13 protein-coding genes are annotated in these 15,865 nt (G+C 66.0%); 2 read left to right on the forward strand and 11 right to left on the reverse strand.

All coding sequences use genetic code 11. The annotated features are described in order from the left end of the window. Nucleotides 1-206: 206 nt before the first annotated feature. Nucleotides 207-611: a DUF4870 domain-containing protein gene (locus ACPDIX_RS07460; RefSeq protein WP_423431153.1), complete on the forward strand. Its 405-nt coding sequence runs from the start codon at nucleotides 207-209 to the stop codon at nucleotides 609-611. Nucleotides 612-764: 153 nt separating this feature from the next. Here the strand turns inward: ACPDIX_RS07460 and ACPDIX_RS07465 are convergent, their stop codons facing one another. The 11 genes from ACPDIX_RS07465 to ACPDIX_RS07515 form a co-directional block, all read right to left on the reverse strand. Then, entirely contained in the window at nucleotides 765-1,736 is a 972-nt protein-coding gene (locus ACPDIX_RS07465; RefSeq protein ID WP_423431154.1) for an ABC transporter permease, read from the reverse strand. Nucleotides 1,737-1,830: 94 nt separating this feature from the next. Next, the gene (locus tag ACPDIX_RS07470; RefSeq protein ID WP_423431155.1) at nucleotides 1,831-3,420 is read right to left on the reverse strand and encodes a sugar ABC transporter ATP-binding protein; all 1,590 of its coding nucleotides are present in this window, start codon (nucleotides 3,418-3,420) and stop codon (nucleotides 1,831-1,833) included. Further along, entirely contained in the window at nucleotides 3,417-4,088 is a 672-nt protein-coding gene (locus tag ACPDIX_RS07475; RefSeq protein WP_423431156.1) for a DUF2291 family protein, read from the reverse strand. The genes ACPDIX_RS07470 and ACPDIX_RS07475 overlap by 4 nt, the downstream gene beginning before the upstream one ends. A gap of 122 nt (nucleotides 4,089-4,210) precedes the next feature. Further along, nucleotides 4,211-5,191 carry a D-ribose ABC transporter substrate-binding protein gene (locus tag ACPDIX_RS07480; RefSeq protein ID WP_423431157.1) on the reverse strand — a complete coding sequence of 327 codons (981 nt, stop codon included), beginning with the start codon at nucleotides 5,189-5,191 and terminating at the stop codon, nucleotides 4,211-4,213. Between the two features lie 119 nt (nucleotides 5,192-5,310). Next, nucleotides 5,311-6,792: an FGGY family carbohydrate kinase gene (locus tag ACPDIX_RS07485; protein ID WP_423431158.1), complete on the reverse strand. Its 1,482-nt coding sequence runs from the start codon at nucleotides 6,790-6,792 to the stop codon at nucleotides 5,311-5,313. Between the two features lie 13 nt (nucleotides 6,793-6,805). Then, nucleotides 6,806-7,834 (reverse strand): transketolase family protein, encoded by a 1,029-nt coding sequence (locus ACPDIX_RS07490; protein ID WP_423431159.1) that lies wholly within the window; start codon nucleotides 7,832-7,834, stop codon nucleotides 6,806-6,808. Nucleotides 7,835-7,865: 31 nt separating this feature from the next. Continuing rightward, nucleotides 7,866-8,705, reverse strand: a complete 840-nt coding sequence (locus tag ACPDIX_RS07495) for a transketolase (RefSeq protein ID WP_423431160.1) — start codon at nucleotides 8,703-8,705, stop codon at nucleotides 7,866-7,868. Nucleotides 8,706-8,805: 100 nt separating this feature from the next. Continuing rightward, nucleotides 8,806-10,185, reverse strand: coding sequence for a pectate lyase (locus ACPDIX_RS07500; protein WP_423431161.1), 1,380 nt, complete (start codon nucleotides 10,183-10,185; stop codon nucleotides 8,806-8,808). Nucleotides 10,186-10,246: 61 nt separating this feature from the next. After that, nucleotides 10,247-11,680 carry an L-fucose/L-arabinose isomerase family protein gene (locus tag ACPDIX_RS07505; protein ID WP_423431162.1) on the reverse strand — a complete coding sequence of 478 codons (1,434 nt, stop codon included), beginning with the start codon at nucleotides 11,678-11,680 and terminating at the stop codon, nucleotides 10,247-10,249. 73 nt (nucleotides 11,681-11,753) lie between these two features. After that, on the reverse strand, nucleotides 11,754-13,160 hold the full coding sequence (locus ACPDIX_RS07510; RefSeq protein WP_423431180.1) for a nucleoside hydrolase-like domain-containing protein: 1,407 nt from the start codon (nucleotides 13,158-13,160) through the stop codon (nucleotides 11,754-11,756). Nucleotides 13,161-13,186: 26 nt separating this feature from the next. Further along, on the reverse strand, nucleotides 13,187-14,782 hold the full coding sequence (locus ACPDIX_RS07515; RefSeq protein ID WP_423431163.1) for a nucleoside hydrolase-like domain-containing protein: 1,596 nt from the start codon (nucleotides 14,780-14,782) through the stop codon (nucleotides 13,187-13,189). Between the two features lie 119 nt (nucleotides 14,783-14,901). Between ACPDIX_RS07515 and ACPDIX_RS07520 the strand changes: the two genes are divergently transcribed. Beyond that, nucleotides 14,902-15,819: a helix-turn-helix domain-containing protein gene (locus tag ACPDIX_RS07520; RefSeq protein WP_423431164.1), complete on the forward strand. Its 918-nt coding sequence runs from the start codon at nucleotides 14,902-14,904 to the stop codon at nucleotides 15,817-15,819. Nucleotides 15,820-15,865 lie beyond the last annotated feature (46 nt).

The raw sequence follows: 15,865 nt of genomic DNA on the forward strand, positions 1-15,865 counted from the left end.
CTTCCTTGTATGCATCAGGCCCCACGGCGTGTCCTTGACGCAGGTCAAGCTAGCCGGCAGGTGGCCCGGTGCGGCCGGATCAGGTGTCCCCAATGTGAGAGAATCATTGAAGCCGCGGGCGGCCCTGAGTAGGATTGTCACGTGTCAGCGAAGATCGGCGAACCAGCGGAAGCACCAGATCGTCCTCATTCCCGGCACCTGTGGCCATGAACACGCAAGCATCTCATACGTCCGGCCCCTACCCGTCCGAACCGGTGCAGCCTGCGGATCCGTTGGAGCAGCAAACCCGCCTGTGGGGGTTGATCCTGCACCTGTCGTTGTTTGCGGGTTATGTGGTGCCCCTGGCGGGGCTGGTGGCACCGGTGATCATCTGGCAGTTGAAAAAGGGTCAACTGCCGGGTTTGGACGCCCACGGGAAGGTGGTGGTGAACTGGATTCTCTCGGCCATTCTCTACACCGTGGCGGGCCTCATCCTCACGTTTGTGGGGATCGGATTGCTGGTGCTGCTCGCACTGGCGATCTGTTCGGTGGTGTTTCCCATCGTGGGGGCGATCAAAGCCCACAACGGCGAGCTTTGGCGCTATCCATTGAGCATCCGGTTCCTCCACTGAGGGAGGAGGGGACGTAACGTTCCCGGGGCTGCGGGGCGCAAAAGCACCCGGATCGGTTCGCGGCGCCGCGCGCGACGAGCGCGATCGCAAACGGACACGCCCTTGTGATGGTTCCGCGGCGGGCCTTGCGGATCCCCGCAACGGTCGCGTCGGTCAGTCGTTGCGGGGGTTCATCCGATCCAACGCCACGGCCGCCAGGATCACCATGCCCTTGATCACCTGCTGCCAGAAGGGCGAGACGTTCAACAGGAACAGTCCGTTGTTCAGAACTCCGATGATGAGGCAGCCGAGCACCGTGCCCGTCACCGAGCCCCGGCCGCCGGAAAGGGAGGTGCCGCCGATCACCACCGCTGCGATGGAGTCCAACTCGTATCCGAGGCCGGCGTTGGGTTGAGCGGAATCGAGGCGGGCGGTTACCAGCAGACCCGCCACGCCCGCCAGTCCGCCGCCGAGCGTGTAGACCCAGAGTTTCACCCGGTCCACGGGCAGGCCGGTCAGCAGCGCGGCCCGCTCGTTGCCTCCCACGGCGTAGAGGTAGCGTCCGAACCGGGTCCGCCGCGTGACCATCATGAAGACAACCACCCAAAAGGCACAAATCCATACCGGCATGGGCACGCCCCACCAGAAACCCGTGCCCAGGAAACCGAATGTCTGGCCCAGGCCCGTGATCGGGTAACCGCCGGTCCACAACATGGTCAACCCCCGCGCGATGCTCAACGTCCCGAGCGTCGCCACGAACGGGGGCAACCGGAAACGGGTGATGACCAGGCCGTTGAACCAACCCATGGCCAGCCCCACCAGAATGCCCGCCAGGATCGCCCCACCGACGGTGAACTGCAGCATCACGCCAAACATCGGAAGGGGCAGACCCTCCTTCAACAACCCGGCCGCCACCGCGCCGGCAAGGGCCAGGACCGCGCCCACGGAAAGGTCAATCCCTCCCGAGAGAATGATGAGGGTCATGCCCACCGACAGACACAGGTTGACCGAAATCTGGCGGAGGATGTTGAGGCCGTTTTCCACCGTGAGAAAGCGGTCGGACAAGATGCTCATCAGGAGCACCATCAGCACCAAGCCCAGCAGCGATTGTCCACGCGCCCACCAGTCTCGAGTGTCTCGTATCATTCGTCGTTTTCGCCACTACTGCTCGGGTTTTCGTCCGGGCCCGCGTGCGACCCCCGTGCCGGGGGCCGACCGTCCGGCGGGTCAAGGGGAAGGCTCATCCGGCTGCGGATCCGGGTCCGCCCGGCCGCGGTTGCGGGCCGGACATTCCATGGTCGGACCGGGGCAACGCCGCCGCCATCAGGCGTTCTTCCGTCGCCTCGGCACGGGAGAACTCGGCGGTTTTCCGTCCCTCACAAAGCACCACGATCCGGTCCGAGACGGTCAGGATCTCGGGCATTTCCGATGAAACCACGACGATTGCCAGCCCCGCCCGGGCCAGTTCGTCCATCAGCTCGTAGATCTCCCGCTTGGCGTGGACGTCAATGCCGCGCGTGGGTTCGTCCAGGAGCAGCACGCGTGGGTGGGTCGCCAGCCACTTGGCCAGGATGATTTTCTGCTGATTGCCCCCGCTGAGGTTGCGGACCCGCTGTTCCAGGGAGGGCGTCTTCACCCTGAGCTGCTTGAGGTACTGCTCCACCAGCTGGCGCTCGGCTGCCGACCGGACGAAACCGAGTCGGGTCAACCGCCCCAGACAGGCCAGGCTCGTGTTCTCCCGCACACTCATTTCCAGGATCAACCCCTCGGCCTTCCGATCTTCCGGTGCCAGGGCCAGTCCGTGTGCGATGGCCTCGATGGGCGACCGGATCCGGACCGGCCGGCCCTCCAGGTACACGGAGCCGCTGAGCCCGTCCGGATGCAGGCCGAACAAACTCTCCAGCAGCTCTGTCCGGCCGGCCCCCATCAGCCCGAAGATGCCGAGCACCTCGCCCCGGCGCACCTCCAGCGTGATGTCTTTCAGAAGGTGGTCCCCTGCCCGGGTCGGATGCCGCAGGCCCAGTCCCTCCACCCGCAGCACCACCTCGCCCATGGGCCGCCCCCGTCCACCCACCTGCCGCGGGATCTCCCGCCCCACCATCATCCGGATCATCTCGTCCGGGGTGAGTTCCGACAGCGGCGCCACGCCGATCATCCGCCCGTCCCGCATCACGGCGACGTCATCGGCCACGTGTGGAAGTTCCTCCAGCTTGTGCGTGATGTATGCAAGGGCCACGCCGTGGCGCTTCAAATCTGCAATGATGCGATAGAGCACCTCCACTTCATGCCGGGTCAGGGCCGAGGTGGGCTCGTCCATGATGATCACCCGGGCGCGGGTCGAGAGTGCCTTGGCAATCTCCACCACCTGTTGCTGGCCCACCCGCAGGCGTCCCACCGGCGTGGTGGGGTCCACGTTCAGATCGAGTCGGGCCAGAAGCTCCGCCGCCTGCGCGTTCATCCGGCGATAATCCACCAGGCCGGGCCCGCGACACGGCTCACGTCCCAGGAAAATGTTCTCGGCCACGGTGAGTTGCGGCACCAGGTTGAGTTCCTGGAAGATCATGGCAATGCCGGCTTCGCGGGCCTCCCGCGGGTTGGCGAATCGCACCGGACGCCCCTCCAACCGGATCTCACCCTCGTCCGGCAGGAACACCCCGGCCAGGATGTTCATGAGTGTGGATTTGCCCGCCCCGTTCTCGCCCAGCAGGGCGGTCAACCGGCCCCGCCTGAGCACCAGGTCCACACGGTCGAGGGCCTTCACACCGGGGAAGCTCTTGCTGATCCCTCGCGCCTCCACCACCACGGTTGACACTGCGGCCGACGTGTTCATGGAAAGGCCACCTTGAAGGGCACCACGCGCAGGGGCGCCACATCCCGCGACGGGTCGGTGATGTCCACGCACCCGGCGAATTCAACCGCCGTACCGGGTTTGGCCCGTGCCCGCAGCTCCGGCAGAACTTGTTCCTCCACCCGGCGATTCAGCGCGGCGGAGATTGCGTTGAAATCGCGGGAATCCGGAAACTCGTTGACGTCCAGCAGGCCGCAACCGTCCCGGATCGTGTTGCCGAAGACCGGCCCCAGCTCAATCAGGATCGCCACAGGCCCGCCCGGCCCCAGCGCCAGCCCCACCTGGTCTGCATCAACGGACACAACCACCCCGCGGCCGCGCACCAGGAAACCCACGGTACGGCTCACCCCGAGCCGGTGCCCGTGGCGCTGGATCGTCTGCTCGGGATCCTCCCGCAATCCGGCCAGCAGGGCCGCAACCTCCACCGCCCGCGATTCCGCGGGCAACAATTGTTCCCGCCAGAAGCTCTCCACGAACGCCTCGGCATCGAACCGGTCACCCTGCAGCCGTTGCCGACCCTGCTCCAGCGGCACCACGTGAAACAGCGGGAACTTCAACGTGAGGACCCCGGCCAACGCGGCGCCACCCAGCCACGGCCACAGGCGCCTCCACCATTGCCCGGCGGTCGACAGGGGACATTTCTCATCCATGGCCCGCATTCACCCCGAATGACACGCATGCCGGACAGACGTTGCGCCGGGCGCGGTCCGGCCGGGCCCGCACCCGTCCGGTCCGGGTACCACGGTCGCCCTGCCCGGTGTTGCCGCGTGCGTCATTCTTTCCGGCCGTATCCCTGGTACAGGTGCACGTTCTCGGGCGTGACCAGTTCGACCGCCACCGGGACCTTTTGGGGAAAGTCGCGCCTGCCCTTGAGGTACTGGTCGGCGTACTCGGCCGCCGTGCGGGCCATGACCTTGGGGAATTGCATGCCCGTGGCGGCGATCCTGCCCTCGGCGATCAGGCGCACCACATCTTCCGCGCCGTCGAATCCGAACACCTTGACCTTGTCAGCCTTGCCCGCCGCGGCCAGCGCCTGATAGGCGCCCATGGCCATGGCGTCGTTGCCGCAGAACACGGCGTCAATGTCCGGATGCGCCTGCAGGATCGCCTCCATCACCTCCAGGGCGCGGGCGCGGTCGAAATCCGCGCTTTGTTGAGCCACCATCTTCAACCCCGGATACCGGTCCACCACACTGTGGAATCCCTTCGACCGGTTCCACGTGTTGTTGTCACCCACCAGCCCGAGCAGCTCCACATATTTCCCTTCCTTGCCGACGACCTTGACGAAGTACTGCCCGATGGCGACCGCGCCGGAATAGTTGTCGGACAGGATCTGGCAGACCGCCGCGTCCGTGGCGTTGATCTCGCGGTCCATGCAGAACACCGGTATGCCGGCATCCTTTGCCTTGCGTACGTTGGCGATGGAACCGTCGGCGTCGGTGGGGTTGAACAGGATGGCCGCGTAGCCGGAGGCGATGATGTTCTCGAAATGAGCCGCCTCCTTGGCGGGGTCGTTCTGGGAATCGAAAATCGTGGCCTCATAACCCCGCTCGCGGAGGCGGTCGCGTGCCGTCTCCGCCAGCACGACAAACCAGGGATTGTTCAACGTCGAAATCACGACGGCCACCCGTTTGGGTCCGGTGGCGGTCTCACCCGAAGGTGCCGAGCCCGGTTTGCAGGCCGTCAGCCCACAGGCCAGCAAGCCGAACAACCATGCCCACAGGATGGCCCGAGGAACGGGGTTGCGTTTCATAGATCGTCTCACGCCAGGTTCACCGTTGGGTTCAACTGGAAACACCCGGCCCACCGGCAGGGGCGCGGCCGTGATCCCGCGCGTGCCGGTCTCCGGGCTGTTTGGATCCGTCCAAAGCCTCATGTCAGTACGCGGCGCACCGCATCTTTCCAACCCGCCACCAGACGTTCCACCGCCTCCGCAGGCATCTGCGGAACAAAACGACCGGTCTCCAAGGACAGGCGCGCCAGTTGAGAAAGGTCGTTGTACACCCCCATGCCCAACAGCCCGGCCATCGCGGCCCCCAGGGCCGAGCCGTCCGCCACGGGCGAAACCTCGATCTCCGTGCCCAGCATGTCAGCGATGAACTGCATGAGAAACCGGTCGCGCGTGGGCCCGCCGTCGGCCCGCACACACCGCAACGGCACGCCCGATTCGGATCGCATCATCTCCAGCACGTCCCTCAACTGGTAGGCGATGGATTCCTCCGCCGCCCGAACCACGCGCTGACGGGTCGCATGGGCCGTCAACCCCACGATGGCCGCCCGCGCCTCCGGGCGCCAGTACGGAGCACTCAGCCCGGCAAAGGCCGGCACCAAATAAACACCGCCGTTGTCAGGCACGCTCGCAGCCAGGGTTTCAGCCTCACGGGCGTCCCGGATCAGCCCGAGCTGGTCGCGCAGCCAGGCGATGGTGGCGGCCGAAAAGTTGATGATCCCCTCCAGGCAGTACGTCGGCCGCCCCTCCAGCACCCACGCCAGTGTGGTCACCGATCCCCCGGAAATCAGGCGCAACTGCCGGCCGATGTTCAGCAGCACGGACGAACCGCTGCCCAGGGTGATCTTCGCCATGCCGGGCTCGTAACACCGCTGCGCAAACAGCGAGGCCTGCGAATCGCCCATCACGCCGCAGATCGGGACCGACCGCGGCAACAGCCCTTCGCAGGTGGTCTCGCCAAACCGGTCCCGGCTTTCCCGAACCTCGGGTAATGCGCCCGGCGGCACCTCGAACAATGCACACAGTTCCTCATCCCAACCCAGCCGCCCGATGTCGTACAGCAACGTCCGGCACGCATTGGTCGGGTCCGTGGCGAACACCCGTCCGCCCGTGAGCCGGTGGATCAGGAAGGCGTCCACCGTACCCACGACCGCATCGCCGCTGCGCAGTCTGGCGGCAAGATCCGGCCGGTCGTGAACCAGCCACTTCAGTTTCGGGGCCGAGAAATACGTGTCCAGCCGCAGGCCGGTCCGCTCCGTTACGAGCGACCCGTGGCCCGCCGCCTCCAGTTCCCGGCAAATCGGACTGCCCCGACGACACTGCCACACAATAGCCGGATACAGCGGCCGACCGGTCCGCCGCTCGAACACCAACACCGTCTCCCGCTGGTTGGCGAGACTCAGGCAGACCACCTCCCCAAACCGTTCGCCCTGTCGCGTCACCAGTTCCCGCACCACCTCGAGGACGTTCTGCCAGATCTCCTCCGGATCGTGCTCCACCCAGCCGGGTCGCGGGTAGTGCTGGCGGTGTTCCCGCGACGCCTTGTCCAGACAGCGACCCTGCTCGTCGTAAAGCAGTGCCTTGGTGGCCGAGGTGCTCTGATCAATTGCCAGTACGTATGCCATGATCCGTTCCGGTTCAGACCCCAACCGCCGCGGCGGGTCGCGCCACGCCCAGCAGTTCCCGGGCGGTTTGTGCCAGTCCTTCCATGCTGATCCCGTAATGCCGGAAAATGTCGGCCTGTGATCCGGTGACCGTCTCCTCATCAGGGATGCCCACCACGCGGAACGGTTTGGCCACACCGGCCTGCAGCAGCACCGCCGCACAAGCCTCGGCCAGCCCGCCGTGAACCATGTGTTCCTCCACGGTGATCAAGCAGCCGCATTCCCGTCCCGCCCGCAACACCGACTCCACATCCAGCGGCTTGACCGTGTGCAGGGACAGCACCCGCGCTTGAATCCCCTCCTCTTCCAACAACGCGGCGGCCAACAGGGCATGGACCACCGTCTCGCCGGTGGCCAGGAAGGCCATGTCCCTCCCTTCCCGCAGGCAGATCGCCCGGCCCACTTCGAAACGTGTCCCCGCCGGATGCAAATCGTACATCGGCGCCTTGCCGAAACGCAGAAAGAAAGGCTTCTCCGCTCGCGCAGCCGCCCGGACGGCCTCGCGCGTCTCGAAATTGTCCGCAGGGACCACGATCGTCACGTTGTGAATGGCCCGCAAAGCGGCCAGATCGTGCAACGAGTGATGCGTGGACCCCAACGCCCCGTAACTCACCCCGGCGCTGATCCCCACCAACACCACCGGCACATCGGAGTAACACACGTCGTTCTTGATCTGCTCCAACGCCCGCGCGGTCAAAAAGCAGCTCGGTGACACGGCGAAGGGTTTCATCCCGCAGGCGGCCAGTCCGGCGGCGATCCCCACCAGGTTCTGCTCGGCAATGCCCACTTCGATCAACTGCCGGGGCAGCGCCTTGCCGAACGGCCCCAGTTTCCCCGAACCACGCGAGTCGCTCGTCAACGCCACGATGCGCGGATTGGCCCGCGCCAGTTCCTCCAGCGTCGCGGCGAACTCCTCCAGGTTCGGCCGGCCCGGCCGCAGGCCGAGCCGTGCGGCCCTGGCCCGGGCCGCCTCGCTCAACATCGGAGTTGCAGGTGCGCTCATGCGACTTCCCGAGAACCCTTGCCGTTTTTTCTCATGCGGGCACTTCCCCCCGCAGGCGCTGCTCCGCCGCGTCCAGTTCCGCCAATGCCCGCGCCAGTTCCTCGTCCGATGGCACGCCGTGATGCCAGCGCGCCACGTCTTCCATGAAACTGACGCCCTTCCCCTTCACGGTGTCCGCCAGCACAAAGGTGGGCCGCCCGGTCACGGGCGGGTCCGTCAGCGCACGGGTCAGCGCGGCGTAGTCGTGTCCGTCCACGCGCCGGACCGTCCAACCAAACGCCCGCCATTTGTCCTCCAACGGCTCGTTGCACATGACCTCCCGGGTGGGCCCGGTGATCTGCAGGCGGTTGTGGTCGAGGATGGCCACCAGATTGTCCAGGCGGTAATGCGCCGCCGCCATGGCCGCCTCCCAGACCGAGCCTTCGGCCAGTTCGCCGTCACCCAACAACGTGAACACGCGATACGGCGCCTCCTGCAGCCGGGCGGCCAGGGCCATACCCACGCATATGGACAATCCGTGGCCCAGCGCCCCCGTGTTCATCTCGATCCCCCGGACGTGCCGCGTGGGATGCCCCACGTACGGCGAACGATACCGGCACAGCGTCCCGAGGTCCGACTCGGGAAAGAACCCCCGATCCGCCAGCACACAGTAAAGCGCCTCCACCGAATGTCCCTTGCTCTGGACATACCGGTCGCGATTCGGATCGTCCACCGCCTCCGGACGGACATTCAGGACGCGATGATACAGCACAATCAGGATGTCCAGGCAGGAAAGCCCTCCGCCGGTGTGCCCCGCCCCGGCGTCATGGATCACCTGCAGCAGTTTCCGCCGCAGCGCAATCCCCTTCAAAGCCAGTTCGCGATCGGTCATCTCCCCTCGGCAACTCCGGTCGTCCGGGCCGGATCCGCACCCGGCACCGCCGCCCGACCCGGCCCCTTGACCGCCGTCGCCGGCCTCGGTCGGCTTCCTGTCAATCCCACACGTCTCCATGATTCTCCGGTCTGGTGTAATCCACGTACTCTGTGGGGTCCGTGCCGTTGAGGTACTCTTCCACGTTGGTGTAACCGTCCCCGTCGCGGTCGGCCGGACCGTCGGAGGAATCGTGCGGATTCAGTCCGTGCCGGACCTCCCACTCGTCGGGCATCCCGTCGCCGTCCGCATCGGCCGGCGCGCGCGCACTCCGGAGGTCCGGCCAGCCGCCCGCCGCGCCCGGATCGTCAATGATACCCAGGCCGGCCCCGTAAGCACCGCCGAAACGGGCCGTGCCGGTCCGCACCTCCCCAACGATGCGCGCATCCACGGCGTCCCGTAGCGGCAGGCTGGCACCTGCATGCCGCAGGACCCGCTCGAACGCCTCCTCGGCAGAATGGGTCGTCACCGACGCAACCGCGAACGGTCGGAAAGCCTTCAACTGTACCGCCGACACACCCGGTTCGGGATGAACCCCGAGCCAGTTGTCCTCCGAAACTTCCGGCGCACCGATCACCCGGTTGCCGGCGATCCACCAGTTGTGCGACCGGTGGCCCAACGAGGGCTGGGCCACCCGGGCCCGCACGCTAGGTCGCGTGGCGGGTCCCGGTTTGTACAAACAGTTGACCAGATTGACCTGCACATCGCCGTCGCCGCCGTAACAACTGTTGTAACCCCAGTTGTAAATCACATTGTTCCGCAAATCCACCAACTGTGGACCGTTCGCCCGGCCGACCACCCGGGGGTTCCGACTCGAATGGTGGGCCAGCAGATTGTGATGCCAGGAGGCACCCTGACCACCCCAGATCCCGCCGAAACCGTGGTGTCCTTTCGCGTGCACGGAGGCGTACAAGCTCTCGCTGATGATGCACCATTGCACCGTCAGACCGCCGATCGCGCTGTAGATCGAGACACACTCGTCCACGCTCCAACTCATCGAACAGTGGTCCACGATCACGTCCCATCCCCTGCGTCCACCCAGGGCGTCCACCCCACGCCCCGAAGCCGCACCGGGTCGGAACCGCAAATAGCGAATGATCACGTTCGTCGCCCCCGCCAGTTCCATCGGATAATTCTTGAGACAAATCCCATCTCCGGGCGCCGTCTGTCCCGCCAGCGTGAGGTTTCCGTTCCTCACCACCAACGGGGACCGCAACTCGATCGTGCCCGAAACTCGAAACACCACGATCCGCGGACCTTCGGCTTCGATCGCGGCGCGCAGACTGCCCGGACCCGAGTCCTCCAGATTCGTCACTGCAAGGACGCGGCCACCCCGGCCGCCGGTTGCCCGGGCACCAAACCCTTCGGCACCGGGAAAGGCAGGGACCACCGCCCCAAGAGACAGGGCCCCGAACACGAAACCCAACCCCAGTGCCAGCATCGTTCCGGGGCGGCGCCGTCCCTCCGCACGCAAACCCGGTGCCGGCTTTCGATCTGCTCGCTTACGGCATGCCATCGGCTTGGAAAACGGTCACGTCCCAGCCCAGGTAGTTGCCCCAGGCCTCAGCCAGGACCGAGGCGGTGCGGGAACAGGTCATCACCACATGATGTTCGAACCCGTTCCGACAGACGAAACGGAGCACCTCCTGCAACCGCGGCACCCGCGCCACCGCCCGATTGCCGAAGGTCTGCAGTTCATCGTTGGTCAGCTCGCCCTCGCCCACGTAACAACGCAGCCGGCCCTCCGCGTCTGCCGAGGTGATCCGGCCGTAGGTCAGCGGACCGGCCGGCGTCCGGCCCTCCAGCGCACCGTAGGTGTTCTCCACACCAAGGATGCTGCCCAGAATCGGTGCGTTCGCGATGCGGATGTCCGGCAGGAAGCTCTTGGCCCAGTTGCCGCAGTGGAACAACACGCACTTTTCCGGGTCATCGCCGTAGTTGTTGTTCCAGTCCACCAGTGCGGCCGGCGTGCCGCTGGCCAGTTGCATGGCATACATGGTCAGCGCCCCTGTGATGTCCACCTCGCAGGCACTGGGCAGGAACCGCTCGCTCATCATGCTCATGAGCGTGCAGACATTGCACCCGTAATGCCGTTGCAGCGAGGTCCAGCATTGAATCGCCGTGGCCTGCAGGTGATGAGTGTTCATCCAGTCGGCCAGGACCACACCCAGCTTCGCCATCTGGACCAACTTCTCCTCCGGCACACCGGGCGCGGGTGCGTAGGACCGGATTTCGTCCAGCTTGGCCACCACCGCCGGATGCCGGGCGTCCAGTTTCCCGGCGGCCCCCAGCACCTCCGACAGGTCCACCGTGGTCACCGAGATGCCGTGTCGTTCGAGGATCTTTTCAGAATACCGCACGGTGTTGAACGCACCCGGCCGCGCGCCCACGGCCCCCAGCCGCAGCCCGCGCAGCCCGTTCACCACCCGGCACACAGCCAGAAAAACCTGGAGATCCCGGCGGAACCCGGCCGAGAGCGGATGCACCACGTGGGAGCGTGTGAGACTGAAGCGGATGCCGGCCTGCACGAGGTTGTTGCAGACGGAGATCTTGCCGCAAAATGCGTCGCGGCGCCGGGCCGGCGACAGTTCGTCCGGACGATCCGGATACGCCTGGATCAACACCGGAACGTCCAGTCCGGACAGTCGCAGTGCGTCCAGAACGCCCTTTTCATCGCCGAAATTCGGCAGGCAAACCAGCACGCCGTCGATCTCGTCGCGGTGCCTTCGAAACAATTCCGCACATTTGCGCGCATCCGCATGCGTCTCCACGCCGCCCAGTTTGGTGTCCTGGTCGCCCAACTGAACGGCCCGGATCCCCATCTCTTCAAACAGCCGGGCCAGGTCGGCCCGCGCCTCGGTCACCAACTGATCCGGGAAAAAATCCCGGTTTCCATAGATCACGCCCAACACCGGCGTCTTCTGGATCCCTTTCATGTTTCCTTTCTCATGTCTTGTGGAAACCGTCGGAGGAACCATCGTCCGGGCACCCCGCCCGATCCCGTTCCGTTCACTCCCGCACCTCCACGATCACCCGTTTGTAGCGCGTCAGCCTCGGTTCACCATGATCCGTCACCGCCAGGATGATGTGCATGGTGCCCGTGCCCGGCGGCATCACCCGCCGCGTGGGCACCACAAACCAGGCGCGTGGCTGATCAAAATTGCGAATCTCCACGGGCTGCCCGCTCACCGCACTGGAGACCGTGAACGTCCCCGGTTCGGGATAGTAAAACCACTCGTACGACACCGCGTCGCCGTCCGGGTCCGTCGTCCCTTCGGCACTCAGATCCACCCGCTCGCCCCGACGTGCCACCAGGCGATCCGGATGGCCCAGGCGCGGCACCGGCGGATGGTTCGCCTCCTTGTACGATCGGACCGTCCAGTCCATGCGGGCGGCGAAATCGTTCTGATACGCCGAGCGCCACCGCCAGATCGTGGCGTGGTTGCTGGTGTGCCAGTTGCCGTCCACGCCCTTGACCTCATCCATGGCATCGGTCCAGATCGGACGGGTCTCGGCCTCCAGGTGCCATTTCTGCTTGCGCGGCGTGTAGAGCTCGTAGCGGCCGCCCCAGCCGCCCCAGTCGGGTCGCTCCGGCACGTTGAGTCCGTTCCGGATCAGCCCCAAAAAACTCGGTGTGTCACCCTCCATGAGGTACTCCGTGCGCGGATACTTCGCCCCCAGCGGGCCCTTGCTGCGGATGTTCCGGTCCAGCCACGGATTGTCCACCAGCGAAAAGTCCGCACCGGTGAAACGGCCGTGAAACTTGTCGCCGCTGATGCCGCTCCAGGTGGCATAATGATAAGCACCACCGGGATGAAATCCCGGGCTCACGATGTAAAACAGATCCGGAAAGTTCCGCCGGATCCACGGACCCGAATCGTCCTGATCGGAGATGGTGTAAACCCGCAGCTTGAACACGAACCGCGCCACCTCCCCGGGCGAACGGGTCGCCCGCACCTTCCACAGCGCCTGTGCCAGCACATTGGGTCCGCCCCAGACCGTCACCCACAACGGACGCGGATCCGGCCTGTCCACCGCGGCAATCAACAGTTCGGATCCGGGCGAGTCTTTGCCCTCTCCCACGCCCTGCATGCCGTACACCGGCAGACCTTCACGCACCACACTGAGCAACTGTTCCTTCGTCGGCCAACCCGGCTCGTGCTGCATCAGGTTGTCCCGGACCTGGCCGTATGCCTCGATGATTTCCCGGATCCGCCAGGCCGCCGTCCGATTCCGCTGGTGCACGGAAGTCGTCGCCACCAACCCTTCGATGTCGAACTGATTCGCATAGACCATCAGCCGCACCATGGACTGGGCGTCGTCCGGCTCGTTCTCGATGTCTGTCAGGACAAACAGACGCACCTTCTCTTCCGACCCGGCAGCCCGCGCGCAGACCACCGCGCCCAGGCAGACCATCACCCACAGGCAGACCCTGTGCATCCTCATTGCCGTTTCTCCCTGTTCCGTTTCTCCCTGTTCATGCTGTTTGGCAAGGAACCGGTCGCCGGACCGGCCCGTTCTCGCCCCGAAATCGCCCGTGTCGTCAACGGACGGCCGGGCCGGCAGTTGCCAGGAGCGACCGTCCCCGCTCCGCACGGATCCGGCCCACGCCGCCTTCCGCGCGGGCTCGAACGCTGCGCCCGGCCCCTGGCCCGGGGCGCCCGCATCCGACAGCGCCGCATCCGGTCGGCAAAATCCCGCAGGTAATCCTCCCGCCACCGGCTCACCGTTCGAGCGCCCGCGTGACCCCCCTCGGCCCATTCGGGCGCGGGATCGTCCGTCCACCAATGGGGCAGCCGCGGGTCCGGCTGGCGAGCCGCATCCGGCCCGGCCGGCACCACGGTGAGCGCGCCGGTGCGCCCGTCCCAATTGCGCGAACGACTCTCCACCACGAACCGGTAGACCCCAACCGCCTTCGGTGAAAACCGCACCCGCAACGTCCCGTCGTCCAGCAGCGTGAACCTCAGCGCCTGGTTCTCCACATGAAGGGTCGTCTCCGCCGCGGCCTTGTCCCCCTCGTCCACCTTCAGTGCCAGCTCCAGAATACCGAAGACCTCCAATCGATCCGCCTCCGTCGGCAACCGGTCCAGCTGCAAATGGGGCCGCCGCCAGGCACGAACAAACCGGCCGCCCCACCCGGGCCGCCACGGTTCCTCCGGGTTCCCCCGCAACAACCAACCCACCGAGGGCGCATCGCCCATCTTCAACGTCGGCAACTTCCGCATGAACAACTCCCCCAGCGCACCGTGTCCGGCCACGTACCGACGCGGAAATGAGTCGTTCCCCCACGGGTCCGACTGGTTTCCACCGGTGAACCAGCCGCGATACGTCGCGTTGGCCTCGATGAACCAAAGCTCCGGATGGTGGCTCACCAGATACTGATAAGCGTCCGGACTCCACTTCTTGTTCGGTCCGCCGATGAAGTACACCCGCAGCCGCGGCAGGATGTCCGGTGCATCGTGGAGCGCCTGGGCCAGATCTTCCAATCCTCCCCACACCAGCACGTGGAGCGGCCGCGGATCGGCACGCCGCGCGCAATGCACAATCCATTCGGATCCCTCGGTGGACGACCGGTACCTGGTGTACGGCGCCGGTTCGGTCGCCCCCTGCTTCGCCAGCGCCCGCAGCGCCTCCGGCGCAGGGTAACGCTCCGACCAACTCCGCAAACGCGGATAGTCCCGTTCGTAGGCTTCGATCACCTCCAACAGGTGGTCCTTCCGCCCCGGACCGTAGGGCGACGAGATCAACCCCTCCAGATCCAGCACGTCCAGGTATACCAGCAAGTACACCAGCGACTGGAAATCGTCCGGATCCGTTCCCCCGACGTCCGTGCTCACCACCACACGGTGCCGGACACCATCCAGGGCACCGCCGCCGGCCGGCCGTTGCTCCCCCGCCACCAAACACCCCGCCGCCAGCATGGTCCACGCGACCACACCCAACACGGCCGCCCGCAGGCAAACACCACCCCCGCGCCGGTCCTCCAACCGACCGCCACCATCCCTCGGGTAGATTCGAACTCGGGCCAGGGTTCCCATGCTCACCCCTGTTCGCCTCCGGCGCCCTCGCAGGGCCCGTGCTTCCCTCTTCACGCTAGCCGAATGACGTCGAGGCTTCTCCCTTGAAAGCGCGCGGTTCTCCCGGAATCCTAAGGTCCGTGAAACAGTTCGACACCCGGCGGCCCGAGTTCCTCCCGTACGGTTTTACCTGCGAACTCTGGATGCCAGCCTGCATGCCGCGACCAGACAAACACAGCGAGGTGGAACTCAACTGGTTGCGATCGGGTTCGCTCACCTACCTGCTGGGCGGCCGGCGCGTCACCATTCCGGCGGGTCGTCTGGCCATCTTCTGGGCGGCCATTCCCCATCAGATCGTCGCCTTCGAAGGGCATCACCCCTATTTCGTGGTCACGGTGCCCCTGGGTGAATTCCTTGCCATGGGCCTCCCGCCCGAGTTCATCCACCGGCTCCTCGAGGGCGAATTGATGCTCGAGCCGGGCTCGGAACCCACCGACCCCTTGAAATTCCAACAGTGGGAGCGTGAATGCCGGCAACCGGATCCCCCGGTCGAACGCGCCGTTCGACTCGAAATCCAGGCCCGCCTGCTCCGTCTGGCCCGAAGGATTTCACAACGCCCTCCGGCCTCCTGTCCCGACCCGGCCCTCTCTCGCGCCGACCAGCTCGCCTGCTACATCGCGCGGCACTACCAGGAACCCCTCACCGCCTCACGCATCGCCTCCGCCCACGGACTCCACCCCAACTACGCCATGACTCTCTTCCGCCGCGCCTTCGGCACCACCATGACCGAATTCATCACGCGCCACCGCCTCTGCCACGCCCAGCGCCTGCTCGTCACCACGGACCTTCCCATCCTGGAAGTGGCCCTCGCCGCCGGGTTCCAGAGCCTCAGCCGTTTCAACGAGGTCTTCAAAAAACTCTGCGGCTGCACACCGCGCGAATATCGAAAAGCCCATCAACCCCCACGCGAAGCCCGCGGCCGGAGCACCCGCAGTTCAACTGCCCGACTGGCGCAGCCCCATCGAGCCTCCGCCGCCCAACCCCGGGCAGGCCGCTGACCGGCGTCGTCCACCGGCCGCGCTCCTCCGCTCACCGCTCTCCTCG

The organism is Limisphaera sp. 4302-co, assembly GCF_049537155.1.
Classification (GTDB): domain Bacteria; phylum Verrucomicrobiota; class Verrucomicrobiia; order Limisphaerales; family Limisphaeraceae; genus Limisphaera.